Below are 13,418 nucleotides of genomic sequence, written 5' to 3'. Positions count from 1 at the left end.
TGTTATGAAAAAGAATCAAAAAGAGTTGTCAGAAGAGAAACAGCATGAACTTCTTAACACTTTAAAAGAGCGTTTTGAAAAAAATAGCCATCGTCATGAAAACTTGGATTGGAATGACGTTGAAACTAGATTAAAAAACAATCGTGAGAAATTATGGTCACTCAATGAAATGGAGTCGACAGATGGAGAGCCAGACGTTATTGCTTATGATGAAGTAACAGGCGAATATATTTTTTGTGATTGCTCAAAGGAAAGTCCTAAAGGCCGGAGAAAAGTGTGCTATGATCGAGAAGCATTAGAAGCAAGGAAGAAGTATAAACCAGAAAATAATGCAATTGATATGGCCAATGATATGGGTATTGAAATGCTTACCGAAGAACAATATCGTGAGTTACAAAAACTTGAACCATTTGATACAAAATCGTCAAGTTGGATTCAAACACCCGGTACTGTCAGAAACCTCGGTGGGGCTCTGTTTGGAGATTATCGATACGGACAAGTTTTCATCTATCATAATGGCGCAGACTCTTATTATGGAGTGCGAGGATTTCGTGGTTTACTTCGAGTTTAAACCATACAAAATGGAAAAAAGAGCGGCCGAGAAGGCTGCTCTTTTTCATGTTATTATTTTTGGTAACGCGCAGTGCACTCATCAACTAATTTAGCTGCCGCTTCAGGGCCTTCCCAGTCACCGATTTCTGTTTTCTTGCCTTGTAGATCTTTATATGTTTTAAAGAAATGAGAGATTTCATCAAGGACATGTTGTGGTACATCTTCGAGTGAATAAACATCTTTAAAACGTGGGTCTTCTACAGGAACAGTTAGTAGTTTTTGATCTTCTTCACCATCATCAACCATGTTTAAGAACCCGATCACTCGAGCGTCAATGACACAACCAGGGAATGTAGGGTTTGTAACTAGCACTAATGCATCTAATGGATCATCATCTAAAGCTAATGTTTCATCAATATATCCATACTCAGCTGGATAAAATTGTGGTGAGAATAATACGCGATCTAATTTGAATACACCTTTTTCTTGATCGTATTCATACTTGTTTTGGCTTCCTGTTGGAATCTCAACAAAGACTTCAACAATTTTGGTTTCTGCCATGTTTTCTTCCTCCTTAAATCTACAAAGTCCTATTTATTATAACAATATTTGTATTAATAGGCTATATAAAGCCAAGGTCAATCTCCAAACTTATTTGGATCTCCTTCGAATGGGGCTTCCGCCAATCGAATCGATTCGGTTGGACATCCTTCAAACGCGTCTTCAACGTCTTCCAGCCATTCGTCGGGAATTTGTTTATTTCCTTTATTGTCGTCTAGTAGCGAGAAGGCGACTCCGTCATCATTATAATCGAATACGTCGGGTGCCGTTGCTCCACATGCACCACAAGCGATGCACGTATCTTGGTCGACGATTGTGTAGTTGGCCATATTCATCCTCCGAAAAAATGTTTCATTCTTTCATTGTAATTTTTGCCGCCATTTAATTCAATAAATTGTTATAATAAAGGGAGAGACAACGTTCGATATATTTCGAGTACTTTATTAAAGAGTACTGATTGTAGGGAGATCGCCATGCATTATCGAGAATTGTTATTATTTTTATTCAAAAAACTGGAACATGAACGATCAGTCAATGCAGTATTTCACTTGTTGAAGGGTAAAAAATCAGCGCAAACATTGCAAGATGCATACCTTTTTCAAATCGAAAATTTTTATGGTATCGATCGAAAATTGAAAAAATCCACTTTTGATGTCTATGTAAGGGAATTGACAGAGAAACGACTTGTTCGAGTGGAAAATGACCAAGCAATAGTGACAAAACAGGGTAACCAAATCTTGAGAGGTAGGAGCTTTCAAAGCTATTATCAGATTAAAGGTCATAAGTATCATCAAATTGACCGCGAGTTCAAGCAAGGTTTAATCCTGTTAATTCAAACGGTTTCAATGCTCATTCACGGAGAAAACAAATTTATTCCAATCGTAGATCAATCATATATTCAATCGAGAGTGAGAGAAGTGTTGCGAGATTACTCCATGCAGTTCGACAAGATTGCTGAACAACTATATGGTGAATTACATACCGTTTTATCAACGATTGATGAACATCTTGCTACTGTTTTGCTTAAGCAGTGTTCTGGATATGCACGTGTTGGCATGAGTGAACAACAAATCGCTGTTGAAGAGAATCGTAACAAAGAAGATTTACATCTTCAGACAGTTGCTGCCATCCATAACATTCTTGACACAATCTCAGAACAACCTGAAAAGTATACATTACTCACAAGGTTGATTTTGAAAAAAACGAACCGTTTAACCGTTTCAGCGCAAGAAACGTTTAATTTTTATCAGGCTGGACATACGCTTGAAGAAATTGCTTCAATTCGTCAGTTGAAAATCAGTACAATACAAGATCACTTTGTAGAAATTGCTACACATAAAAAGGTCTTCAACATCTATTCATTCATTTCCGAACAAGATTTAAACGAAATTCAGGAAGCCATACAAAATACATCGACTAGAAAATTAAAACCGATAAAAGAACAGCTCAGAGAAGAAATCGACTATTTTCACATCCGCTTGGCTATTGCCAACATGAATGATGATAAGGAGTAATACAGATGAACTCAGCGATATCTAATGACATTGACCAATCGTTAATCAGTCTATTTGGCTTCAAGCAATTTCGCGCTGGCCAACGAGAAATCATAGAATCGATTCGGAGTGGAAATCACACATTGGCCACATTACCAACAGGCAGTGGTAAATCCATTTGTTATCAGCTTCCGGCCTTAATCGGTGAAGGTATGACTGTTGTTGTGTCGCCGTTAATTTCGTTGATGGTCGATCAAGTCAAATTATTGAAGGCACAAGGGATTAAGCGAGTGGCGAGCTTAAATAGTATGATGAACGCGAAACAAAAATCGGCTGTCATTAATCGATTGGACACTTATAAATTACTTTACTGTTCACCTGAAATGCTTCAACAAGAACGAGTACAACTTGCTTTATCAAACAAAACGATAGATTTCTTTGTCATTGATGAAGCACATTGTATTAGCCAATGGGGACACGAGTTTCGACCAGACTTTTTACGACTTAGAGATGTCGTTAAAAAATTGAACAATCCAACTGTACTAGCATTAAGCGCCACGGCGACACCTTCGATTCGTCAAGATATTATCAAGCAATTAAAACTTCCTATGACGGAACTTGTCTATCCAATTGACCGTCCGAATATAACGTTTTCAGTCGATGAAGTGACGCCAAACAATAAAGACGAGCGATTAATTGATTTAATTGAACAAAAGAATATACCAACGATGATCTATTTTTCATCACGAAAGGTTAGCGAAGCTGTATATAGATTGTTGCAAAGCAAATTTCCTGAGCGCGAAGTAGCGTATTATCATGGTGGAATGGAGCAGGACGAACGGTTATTAATCCAGCAGCAATTTATGAATAATCAGCTGGATATCATTTGCTGTACAAGTGCGTTTGGTATGGGCGTTAATAAATCTAACATACGTCTAGTTATTCATTATCACATGCCTTCAACAATCGAATCGTTTATTCAAGAAGTTGGAAGAGCAGGACGAGATGGCAAACAAAGTGTTTCGATATTATTGTATGCTCCAGGAGACGAATACCTGCCTTTTCAACTCATTCAGACCGAACTACCTACAGAAGATGAAGTGAACTTATTTCTTAATGAGAATATGAACGGACAGCCGGAAGATTATTTGAATGAAACAAAAATGAGGTTTTTGGAACTGCAAAAAGAACAGCACCAAAAAACTCAAAAAAGCGAGCAAGCAAAGAGAATTATTCAATACAGAAATGACCGAGAGCGAATTAAACAGCAGAGTATATTCAAATTAGTCGACTGGATCAAAGCAGATACGTGCCGACGTGTCGGATTGTTCTCTCACTTTCAGCCGGATGTCTCTAATGCTAAGTATGAATGTTGTGATTGCTGTGATTTTCGTCTGGAGGAGTGGCGAAATACACCAGAAACCTACCAAAAGAAAAATAAACCTCTTAGAGATAATTGGGAAGCATTACTTGGTGAATTATTAATGAAAGGGTGAGTGAATGGGAAGAAAGAAAAGAAAGACGCAAGCTGAATTAATTCAAGAAGTATCTGATAAGGAACTCGTTTTAAATGTCATTGCATCTCAATTAATTTTTTTATTTTTAGCTGTGATTGCTACTTTTTATCTATTTTCTTGGGAAGAAATAGTTGCACTATTTCAGTTTAATTGGTTGGAAATCTTTATTTATGGTCTTATTCCAGGCACGATTGTTGTGTTTATTGATTTGATTCTTATTCGGTTCGTTCCAAAAAGACACTGGGATGACGGCGGGGTTAATGAAAAAATATTTCGTTCACTAAGTGCTTGGCAAATATTTTTGTTGGCGATTGTCATTGGTGTTTCGGAAGAATTTCTTTTTCGTGGCGTTATTCATACTGAATTTGGGTATATAGTAGCAAGTACTATTTTCGCTCTCGTCCACGTTAGATACTTAAGTAAACCTGTTTTATTGGTTTCTGTCATCCTTTTGTCCTTCCTAATTGGCTATATGTACGAGATAACCGGCAACTTATTGGTGCCAATAGCAGCACATATTTGGATCGACTTTTTGTTAGGTTTATACTATCGATATCGAATGAGGTGATTGGATATGCAAGATTTAAAAATGCCGGATGAATTAGACAAGCAAATCCTCACAACACAAAAAAATGAAGTCATGGACGAAGTAGCAATACCGAGTCGTCGTGAACGCAACACACGTAGAAACCGTAGGGAACAAAAAGAGCTTAAAGAAAATGAGTTTTTCTTCTCACACTTGTTTCTTAATGTAATGGCTATTGTCTTTATCTTGTTGATTTTATCAATTCCTTTCTTATATTTATAAATGATTCAATATCATAATATTAAAAGTGTGTTCAATATAATAGACAGAATCGAGAAGAGTAATACTCTATGGAACCAGCCCTCAAAAACTGCCTAATCACTAATGTTCAATAAACGAAATTCATCTATTATAACTTAGCCGGAAGGACAAAAATTCATGACTTTTTTATTGAAGTAATTGAATAGAAAGCAGGACTCTTTTGATTGGTTGTTGAATACTATCATAATAGTCGAAAAAGGGGGAATGTTTGTGTTTGTTCGTAGTGTGATGATGCCGAAGAGTGAATGTCATTTTGCAGAAGGCGAAGAATCTCTGCAAGAAGTATTGGATACATTCGATAAATATGATATTGAAGGAATGCCTGTCGTCGAACAAGGGAAATATAAAGGTATGATTACGAAGCAACGCATTTATGAATACTATTTTGAGGTCGTTGAAGAGAATAAACAATTATTTCTAGAAAATCATCGTGTTAACGAAGTATTAAGTAATAAAAACATCTATGTGTATAAAGATGAGGTGTTTGAGAGTGCCTTCACCACGTTAAAAGGTGCGCCGATTATTGCAGTGATCGATCATGACAAAACATTTTTAGGTATCGTCACGAGATACGATGTGATCGAACAATTCGAAAGTGTTTTTGGTATGAAGAAACGAGGCACACGGATAACGTTCTCAACAACTGAGCAAGAAGGCGTATTATATAGATTGACAAATGTGATTCGTTCTCACCAAGTAAATGTAATTTCATTGACTACCTTCGATGAAACAGGTAAATTAGCAAGAAGGATTGTCCTTAAAATTGATACACAAGAAAACAGTCAAAAGTTTATCGACGAACTCGAAAAGAATGGCTTTAGAATATTGGACGTGAAAGAGCTTTAATGAGAGTGACTCCAGTTGTAAGACTGGGGTCAGTTTTATACATAAATTCGGGTTAACTCTTTTTAACAGTAGCTGGATGCTTTAAAATGGAGAATTAAGACTTTTTGATTTTGACCAGGCTTTATTTGTTGGATGAAATCATATAGTAGTATAAAATACTTTTGGGGGTGGTTACGTGCGTTTAGAGAGATTAAGCGTTAACCAATTCAAAATTTTTTTGACATATAATGATTTAAAAGAACGCGGATACTCTAAAGAAGAATTGTGGAACAACTTACCAAAAGCTAACGAGCTTTTTCAAGATATGTTATATGAAGCTTGTGATGAGCTCGGAATTGAACTGGATGGAAAATTAGTCGTTCAGGTTTACATGTTGCAAGCTCAAGGTATGGTAATAGTAGTTACTCAAAACAGTGAAGGAATTTCAGATGAAGATTTTATCGAGTTGAAGGTAACGATGGATGAGAGTAAAGAATTGATGTTTGTATTCGATGATTTTGAAGATGTCATCCAAGCAGCTGGTTCGTTTAAGAAATTAACTGAACTTCAAGCATCTCTTTATCATTACGAAGGCTGTTATTATGTAAAAATACATGATGAAGAGCTAAGTGATCAATCCCAGGAAGAGATCATTTCAATGGTATCAGAATTTTCTTCTCCATCGACAATGACCTCTTATATATTAAATGAATATGGAAAATGTATTGTTGAACAAAATGCCTTTGAAACCATTCAAAAGTATTTCTAAATATGTATAAAGGGTGACAAGATGAAAATTGCGGTTTTATATGGCGGGACATCTAAAGAGAGAGAAGTATCCTTATCAACTGGCGAAGGGATGATTAATGCTCTTCGCCAACTAGGATATGATGTCGTTGCGATCGATTTTGATCCTGCCAAACTTACTCAACATATTAGTGAATTGGAAAATGTAGACTTCGTATTAATTGGATTACACGGAAAACAAGGAGAAGATGGAAGGGTTCAAGGGTTCTTAGAATTGTTGGGACTTCCATATCTCGGTTCTGGGGTTCTCGCTTCTTCTTTAGCGATGGATAAATCTCGGTCTAAGCAAATCTTTGCTAACGAAGGGTTACCAATTGCACGCAGTCAAACATTCAACAAAAAAATGGACGTCAAAGAAATCTACCAACAAATAATCAACACGTTTGATTGTCCGTTCGTCATTAAGCCGAATCAAGAAGGCTCGACACTTGGGTTAACATTTGTTCATCATCAAGAAGAAATAGAAAAAGCCATTCAGCTCGCTTTTTCACATGACGATCAGTTGCTCGTGGAAGACTTTGTAGAAGGTAGAGAGTTGACTGTGTCTGTTTTCGGCAATCAAGGTGAAGAAGAAGCTTTACCGATTATTGAAATCATTCCTAAAAATAAATATTATGATTATGAAGCAAAATACAGTGTAGGCGGTAGTGAACATATTGTACCTGCCAAAATCGCTGAACCGTTGACAGACAAAATACAAAGCTTAGCTGTAAAGGCACACCAAGCATTAGGTTGTGAATCCTATTCACGCGTAGACTTTATATTGAACGAACAAGACGAACCAATCATCTTAGAGGTCAATACGTTACCTGGTATGACACCGACAAGTTTATATCCAGACGCTGCGGCAGCAGTTGGCTTAAACTATGAGCAAATGTTGGATAAATTGATTGGTTTAGCTATGAAGAATTATTGATAAAAAACTCACAAATTATGGTTGCATAAAGTTATATTGAATGTATACTAATCATTGAAAGCCTGTTTAATGTACTATATAGGTTGCTTAATTTTAGGAGGTAAATGAATGGTAGCCGAGAATTCAGCAGATTCCAAAAATGATATTTTATTATCCACCCAAGAAGTGATTAAGGAAGCTCTAGATAAATTAGGCTATCCGAACGAAGCTTTTGAGTTGATGAAAGAACCAATGCGGATGATTACTGTTCGGATTCCAGTACGGATGGATGATGGAAAAACGAAAGTATTTACAGGATATCGGGCGCAGCATAATGATGCTATTGGTCCGACAAAAGGTGGCGTACGTTTCCACCCGAATGTAACAGAGAAGGAAGTTAGCGCATTATCCATTTGGATGACGTTAAAATCTGGAATTGTCGACCTTCCATATGGTGGAGGTAAAGGCGGAATTATTTGTGATCCAAGAGAAATGTCTTTTCGTGAATTAGAGGCATTGAGTCGGGGATATGTCCGTGCACTTTCACAGGTAGTTGGACCGACAAAGGATATTCCAGCACCTGATGTTTTCACAAACTCACAGATTATGGCTTGGATGATGGATGAATACAGCCGTATTGATGAATTCAACAGTCCTGGATTCATTACTGGAAAACCGATCGTTCTTGGTGGTTCTCACGGTAGAGAATCTGCTACAGCTAAAGGTGTTACGATTTGTATTGAAGAAGCTGCCAAAAAACGAGGAATTGACGTTAAAGGAGCAAGAGTTATTGTACAAGGCTTCGGAAACGCAGGTAGTTTCTTGGCTAAATTTATGCACGATATGGGTGCAAAAGTTATTGCTATTTCTGATGCTGAAGGAGCTTTGCACGATCCAGACGGATTAGATATAGACTATCTGTTAGATAGAAGAGATAGCTTTGGTACAGTAACCAATCTTTTTGATGACACGATTACGAACCAAGAAATGCTAGAGCTAGATACTGACATTTTAGTTCCAGCTGCAGTTCAAAATCAAATCACAGAAGAAAATGCTCATAAAATTAAAGCGGATATCGTTGTAGAAGCAGCGAATGGTCCAACAACATTAGAGGCGACTAAAATTTTGACAGAACGAGGAATCTTACTAGTGCCAGACGTACTTGCTTCCTCTGGTGGGGTTACTGTATCTTACTTTGAATGGGTACAAAATAACCAAGGATACTACTGGAAAGAAGAAGAAGTTCAAGAGAAACTTCGTGAAGTCCTTGTTCGTTCATTTAATAATGTGTATACGACATCACAAAACCGTCAAATTGATATGCGTTTAGCAGCATACATGGTCGGTGTACGGAGAGCGACAGAAGCTGCAAGATATAGAGGTTGGATTTAATACTTTATTTAATCGCCAATGGATGGTATATGTTCATTGGCTTTTTATTGTCTTTATAAATAACAGTTAATTCATTGATTATATGCACATCTTCTCCTATCATTAATTTGGTAGGAATTTTTAATCACATATATGTATAGTTGGTTTTTAACAAACAGGAGTGTATAAGGATGGAAAAGGAAAAAGTCATTATAATTGGCGCGGGCCCATGTGGTCTGTCAGCAGCCATTGAATTAAAAAATATTGGAATTGACTCACTAATCATCGATAAAGGAAGTGTAGTGGACGCGATTTATAATTATCCCACACACCAAATGTTCTTTAGTTCAAGTGAACGATTAGAGATCGGGCAAATTCCCTTTGTTTCTGAGAGACAAAAGCCGGTGCGAAATGAAGCGTTAAATTATTATCGAACCGTTGCTCAACGAACAGGGTTACGAATTAATACCTTTGAAGAAGTTCAACACGTACAAAAAAATACGGATTGTTTTCAGTTGCATTCCGTTGATCATAAGGGAACAGAAAAAGTTTACCAAGCAGAATTTGTGGTGATGGCTACTGGGTATTACGGTCAGCCAAATTACATGGGAATTAAAGGTGAACATTTACCTCATGTTTCCCATTATTTCAAAGAAGCACATCCTTTTTTCAACAAAAAAGTTGTCGTCATTGGTGGGAAAAATTCAGCAGTAGACGCAACACTAGAGTTAGAAAAAGCAGGTGCAGAAGTAACGGTACTCTATCGAGGCTCAGATTATTCAGCAAGTGTTAAGCCATGGATTTTACCATTATTTGATTCATTAATGAGAAATGAGAAAGCATTTATTCATTTTAATTCTATTCCAAAAGAAATTACGAAATCTCATGTAGTATACGTCAAGAATGGCGAGGAACACTCTGTAGAAGCTGATTATGTATTTGCTATGACGGGCTATCAACCAGATCAACCATTCTTGAAAGAAAGCGGCATTGAGCTCGATCAATCTGCTTGTCCGATTTACAACCCAAATACGATGGAGACAAATGTCGAAAATCTCTATGTTGCAGGTGTAGTTGCTGCTGGGTATAACAATAATAAAATTTTTATTGAAAACGGTCGATATCACGGCGGTTTAATCGCTGAGAATATACAGCAAAAAAATATGCAATAAGAACGGTAGGTGGTTCATTTGAAAAAAGTCGTACTAATCACTACAGGAGGAACAATTGCCAGCAAACCGAAAGAATCGAGTGGGAAATTGGATTCGGGTGCTATGTCGGGCGAAGAACTCGCAGAATTATGTGACTTACCTAAAGGCATTGATGTCGAAATTGACTCAGCTATTCAAAAGCCTAGCATACACTTGACTGGCGATGACTGGATCTTACTGAAAGATCGAATTGAAAAACACTTTGAAAATCCTAATGTGGATGGAGTGGTTGTCACTCATGGGACAGACACATTGGAAGAGACGGCGTATTTCTTTGATTTGACTATCGCTGATGAGCGTCCAGTTGTCGTGACAGGCTCTCAACGTTCAATTGCTGATTTAGGTAGTGATGTGTATATTAACTTACGTCACGCAATCTATTCCGCCAGTCACCCAGACTTGAGAAATTGCGGAACTGTTGTCGTGTTCAATGAACGAATTTTTGCAGCACGCTATGTGAAAAAAGAACACGCAAGTAATATTCAAGGGTTTAATGCGTTTGGATTTGGTTATTTAGGAATTATTGATAATGACGATGTCTATTTATTTCAAAAGCCGATCAACCGAGAAAATTACCAAGTTAATCGTTCCTTGCCTCGTGTAGATATTGTTAAGTGCCATATTGAAAGTGATGGTGTCGTGTTAGATGCATTAGCAAAAGCAGGAAGTAAAGGAATAATTATCGAAGGGGTAGGTCGTGGTCAAGTCACACCTACCATGATGCCGGCAATCAAACGATGTATCGAACAGGGCATATATGTGGTCATTACGACATCTTCAGAAGAAGGCTCTGTCTATCCGACATATGACTATCCAGGAAGTGCTCATAATTTACATAATGAGCAAGTCGTTTTAGGTCGAGATTTTGATAGTAAGAAAGCCCGGGTGCGACTAAGCGTTCAACTAGCCGCAAAAGAAAACGTGTATTTTTAACTAGCTTTGAACCATTTACAACTAAAACTTTTATAATTGAACAATATTAAAATTGATTAAGCTAACTTGGTTGAAGAAACTGAGAATTGGAGAATATTTTTCTCTGGTTCTCAGTTTTTTGTGCTTCTATCGCATAAATTTCAGACTCAGGCGGAAAATATGGAAAGTCACAATGAATCGAGGAGGTTAATCGATGAATCAAAAAAAGTTGAAGTTAATGATTTTGCCTTTATTAGTAGTTGCAGGCATGTCTTTTATGGTACCTTCCAAGCCTGCAGAAGCGTTTACCAACCAAGTCATACAACAAGGGGCTGTTGGAGAAGATGTCATCGAATTGCAAGCTAGACTTCAGTACATCGGCTTTTATAACGGTGATATTGATGGTGTTTTTGGATGGCGCACATATTGGGCAACCCGTAATTTTCAATACGAATTCGGCATTAAAGTTGATGGATTTGTAGGAGAAAAGACGAAACAAGCTCTAGAACGAGCAACAGAATATGATCAAAACTATGTTCAAGAGCAACTAAATAAAGGGAAGAAATTCACACATTATGGTGGTCAAGATCGAGGCGGCGAACAACAAACGACAGGCGAAGAATCTACTACTCCAACGCCTACCGCTGTAAACGTACCAAAAGGTTTCTCACAAAATGATATCCGTCTTATGGCACAAGCTGTGTATGGTGAAGCAAGAGGGGAACCATATGAGGGTCAAGTTGCTGTTGCTGCTGTCATTTTGAATAGAATTGAAAGCTCGACATTTCCTGATACGATTTCTGGAGTCGTTTTTGAACCTTTAGCTTTTACCGCAGTCGCGGACGGACAAATTTATATGGAGCCGAATGAAACTGCAAAAGAAGCTGTTTTAGATGCCATTAATGGTTGGGATCCTTCAGGTGGAGCTACTTATTATTTCAATCCAGATACCGCAACTTCTGATTGGATTTGGGGAAGACCTCAGATTAAACGAATCGGCAAACATATTTTTTGTAATTAAAATGGAGGTGTGAATATTGTTTCGATGGATAACAATCGGGATATTAAGCGTTTTGTTGGTCGGTATAGGCATTTGGGGTTATCAAGAACACCAAGATAAGGATGCAGTTCTTGTCCATGCAGAAAATGGATATCAACGAGCATTTCATGATTTAACTTATCGAATAGATTTATTGAATGATAAGATTAGTACCATTATGGCTACGAATACGCCAGAAAGACTTTCACCGCAAATGGCTGATATTTGGAAAATCACTTCAGAAGCACATGGTGATGTAGGCATGTTACCACTATCTCTGTTGCCATTTAATAAAACCCAGGAGTTTTTAAATAATATCGGTGAATATTCATATCGGGTAGCCGTACGTAAACTTGATGATGATCCCCTAGAACAGAAAGAATTAGATTATTTGGCTGAACTATATGAACAATCAAATGAAGTCAAAAGAGACTTGAGACGAGTTCAACATGAAGTTTTGAATGAAGGATTGCGTTGGATGGATGTTGAAATGGCCCTAGCAACGAATGAGCCTGGTGATAATACAATTATCGATGGGTTTCAAACTGTTGAAACAAACGCAGAGAGTTATATAGAAGCAGGTAGTCAGTTTGGATTGACAGCGACGGCAGAAGATGAGAAAGAGCTTAAGCTGGAAGGAGAACCAATTACAGAAGAAGAAGCCAGTCAGTTTATTCGCAAACATTTTGACTTAGATGAGTCTCTAGAGCTAAATGTGTCGGAATCAATGGAAGGGACAGACCTTCCTGTCTACTATTTTTCCTTTGAAAATGACACACACCGAGGGTATGCAGAAGTTACGCAGCAAGGTGGTCAGGTTGTTTCCTTTATCCTAAACCGTGATGTTCAAGACCGTGAAATTAGTTTACATGATGGAATGAATCAAGCAGCTGAACATTTGAAAGGTCTCGGTTTTGAGAATATGGAACCTACAGAATCGATGCAATATGAAAAAATCGGAGTCTATACGTTTGTTCGTACGGATGATGATGTTTATTATCAGCCAGATCGTATTCAAGTAAAAGTAGCTTTGGATAATGGTGAAATCACCGCATTATCAGCTCGAGATTATTTAGTGAACCATTATTCTAGAGGAGACGTTAACTATGAACAAAACTTAACAGAAGAAGAAGCGAAAGAGTTAGTCAATCCTGCACTCGAAGTCGAGGTATCAAAGTTGGCAGTTATTAAAAATGATTTAGGTGATGAAGTATTGACTTATGAATTCATTGGACAAGCCAATGATTCAACTTACAAAGTGTATATTAATGCGGATGATGGGTTTGAAGAAGGCGTTGAACGCTTGAAGAATAGTGAGCAAATATTTGAATCCTCTTAACTTGAAAAAGGGAAAGACAAAAGATGTCTTTTCCTTTTTCGTTTTTTTT

Annotated in this window: 15 protein-coding genes; 13 read left to right on the top strand and 2 right to left on the bottom strand. The window is 37.4% G+C overall.

Annotated elements, in window-relative coordinates; genetic code table 11:
* The first annotated feature begins 4 nt into the window (after nt 1–4).
* On the top strand, nt 5–571 hold the full coding sequence (locus FPQ13_RS00550; RefSeq protein ID WP_144087351.1) for a DUF4256 domain-containing protein: 567 nt from the start codon (nt 5–7) through the stop codon (nt 569–571).
* Nucleotides 572–624: 53 nt separating this feature from the next.
* Here FPQ13_RS00550 and FPQ13_RS00545 read toward each other — a convergent pair whose 3' ends face one another.
* Both FPQ13_RS00545 and FPQ13_RS00540 read right to left on the bottom strand, forming a co-directional pair.
* Entirely contained in the window at nt 625–1,113 is a 489-nt protein-coding gene (locus tag FPQ13_RS00545; protein ID WP_144087350.1) for an inorganic diphosphatase, read from the bottom strand.
* Nucleotides 1,114–1,190: 77 nt separating this feature from the next.
* Nucleotides 1,191–1,442, bottom strand: coding sequence for a ferredoxin (locus FPQ13_RS00540; RefSeq protein WP_144087349.1), 252 nt, complete (start codon nt 1,440–1,442; stop codon nt 1,191–1,193).
* A gap of 144 nt (nt 1,443–1,586) precedes the next feature.
* Between FPQ13_RS00540 and FPQ13_RS00535 the strand changes: the two genes are divergently transcribed.
* The 12 genes from FPQ13_RS00535 (at nt 1,587) to ypeB (ending at nt 13,369) form a co-directional block, all read left to right on the top strand.
* Nucleotides 1,587–2,627, top strand: a complete 1,041-nt coding sequence (locus FPQ13_RS00535; protein ID WP_144087348.1) for a YpbB family protein — start codon at nt 1,587–1,589, stop codon at nt 2,625–2,627.
* Between the two features lie 5 nt (nt 2,628–2,632).
* On the top strand, nt 2,633–4,102 hold the full coding sequence (locus tag FPQ13_RS00530; protein WP_144087347.1) for a RecQ family ATP-dependent DNA helicase: 1,470 nt from the start codon (nt 2,633–2,635) through the stop codon (nt 4,100–4,102).
* Nucleotides 4,103–4,106: 4 nt separating this feature from the next.
* Nucleotides 4,107–4,691: a CPBP family intramembrane glutamic endopeptidase gene (locus FPQ13_RS00525; RefSeq protein WP_144087346.1), complete on the top strand. Its 585-nt coding sequence runs from the start codon at nt 4,107–4,109 to the stop codon at nt 4,689–4,691.
* Nucleotides 4,692–4,697: 6 nt separating this feature from the next.
* Nucleotides 4,698–4,931, top strand: coding sequence for a hypothetical protein (locus tag FPQ13_RS00520; protein ID WP_144087345.1), 234 nt, complete (start codon nt 4,698–4,700; stop codon nt 4,929–4,931).
* A 249-nt stretch (nt 4,932–5,180) separates the two neighbouring features.
* Nucleotides 5,181–5,816, top strand: a complete 636-nt coding sequence (locus FPQ13_RS00515) for a CBS domain-containing protein (RefSeq protein ID WP_186279496.1) — start codon at nt 5,181–5,183, stop codon at nt 5,814–5,816.
* 175 nt (nt 5,817–5,991) lie between these two features.
* Nucleotides 5,992–6,564 carry a genetic competence negative regulator gene (locus FPQ13_RS00510; protein WP_144087343.1) on the top strand — a complete coding sequence of 191 codons (573 nt, stop codon included), beginning with the start codon at nt 5,992–5,994 and terminating at the stop codon, nt 6,562–6,564.
* A 21-nt stretch (nt 6,565–6,585) separates the two neighbouring features.
* Entirely contained in the window at nt 6,586–7,518 is a 933-nt protein-coding gene (locus FPQ13_RS00505; protein WP_144087342.1) for a D-alanine--D-alanine ligase family protein, read from the top strand.
* Between the two features lie 108 nt (nt 7,519–7,626).
* Nucleotides 7,627–8,889, top strand: a complete 1,263-nt coding sequence (locus FPQ13_RS00500) for a Glu/Leu/Phe/Val family dehydrogenase (protein WP_144087341.1) — start codon at nt 7,627–7,629, stop codon at nt 8,887–8,889.
* Between the two features lie 170 nt (nt 8,890–9,059).
* Nucleotides 9,060–10,040, top strand: coding sequence for a YpdA family putative bacillithiol disulfide reductase (locus FPQ13_RS00495; protein ID WP_144087340.1), 981 nt, complete (start codon nt 9,060–9,062; stop codon nt 10,038–10,040).
* Between the two features lie 18 nt (nt 10,041–10,058).
* Nucleotides 10,059–11,012, top strand: a complete 954-nt coding sequence (locus FPQ13_RS00490) for an asparaginase (protein WP_144087339.1) — start codon at nt 10,059–10,061, stop codon at nt 11,010–11,012.
* Nucleotides 11,013–11,259: 247 nt separating this feature from the next.
* The gene (gene sleB / locus FPQ13_RS00485; protein WP_377863229.1) at nt 11,260–12,012 is read left to right on the top strand and encodes a spore cortex-lytic enzyme; all 753 of its coding nucleotides are present in this window, start codon (nt 11,260–11,262) and stop codon (nt 12,010–12,012) included.
* A 16-nt stretch (nt 12,013–12,028) separates the two neighbouring features.
* A complete protein-coding gene (gene ypeB, locus FPQ13_RS00480; RefSeq protein WP_144087337.1) occupies nt 12,029–13,369 on the top strand; it encodes a germination protein YpeB in 1,341 nt (446 codons plus the stop codon).
* Nucleotides 13,370–13,418 lie beyond the last annotated feature (49 nt).

This window comes from Allobacillus salarius (genome assembly GCF_007559425.1).
GTDB lineage: Bacteria > Bacillota > Bacilli > Bacillales > Alkalibacillaceae > Allobacillus > Allobacillus salarius.
Note: the sequence above shows the minus strand (reverse complement) of the source record. Positions and strands in the feature narration are given on the sequence as shown.

What these genes read in the sequence shown, in the direction of transcription:
- FPQ13_RS00550 (WP_144087351.1), top strand. Translation starts at nt 5, where the DNA reads ATGAAAAAGAATCAAAAAGAGTTGTCAGAAGAGAAACAGCATGAACTT.
- FPQ13_RS00545 (WP_144087350.1), bottom strand. Translation starts at nt 1,113, where the DNA reads ATGGCAGAAACCAAAATTGTTGAAGTCTTTGTTGAGATTCCAACAGGA.
- FPQ13_RS00540 (WP_144087349.1), bottom strand. Translation starts at nt 1,442, where the DNA reads ATGGCCAACTACACAATCGTCGACCAAGATACGTGCATCGCTTGTGGT.
- FPQ13_RS00535 (WP_144087348.1), top strand. Translation starts at nt 1,587, where the DNA reads ATGCATTATCGAGAATTGTTATTATTTTTATTCAAAAAACTGGAACAT.
- FPQ13_RS00530 (WP_144087347.1), top strand. Translation starts at nt 2,633, where the DNA reads ATGAACTCAGCGATATCTAATGACATTGACCAATCGTTAATCAGTCTA.
- FPQ13_RS00525 (WP_144087346.1), top strand. Translation starts at nt 4,107, where the DNA reads ATGGGAAGAAAGAAAAGAAAGACGCAAGCTGAATTAATTCAAGAAGTA.
- FPQ13_RS00520 (WP_144087345.1), top strand. Translation starts at nt 4,698, where the DNA reads ATGCAAGATTTAAAAATGCCGGATGAATTAGACAAGCAAATCCTCACA.
- FPQ13_RS00505 (WP_144087342.1), top strand. Translation starts at nt 6,586, where the DNA reads ATGAAAATTGCGGTTTTATATGGCGGGACATCTAAAGAGAGAGAAGTA.
- FPQ13_RS00500 (WP_144087341.1), top strand. Translation starts at nt 7,627, where the DNA reads ATGGTAGCCGAGAATTCAGCAGATTCCAAAAATGATATTTTATTATCC.
- FPQ13_RS00495 (WP_144087340.1), top strand. Translation starts at nt 9,060, where the DNA reads ATGGAAAAGGAAAAAGTCATTATAATTGGCGCGGGCCCATGTGGTCTG.
- sleB (WP_377863229.1), top strand. Translation starts at nt 11,260, where the DNA reads ATGTCTTTTATGGTACCTTCCAAGCCTGCAGAAGCGTTTACCAACCAA.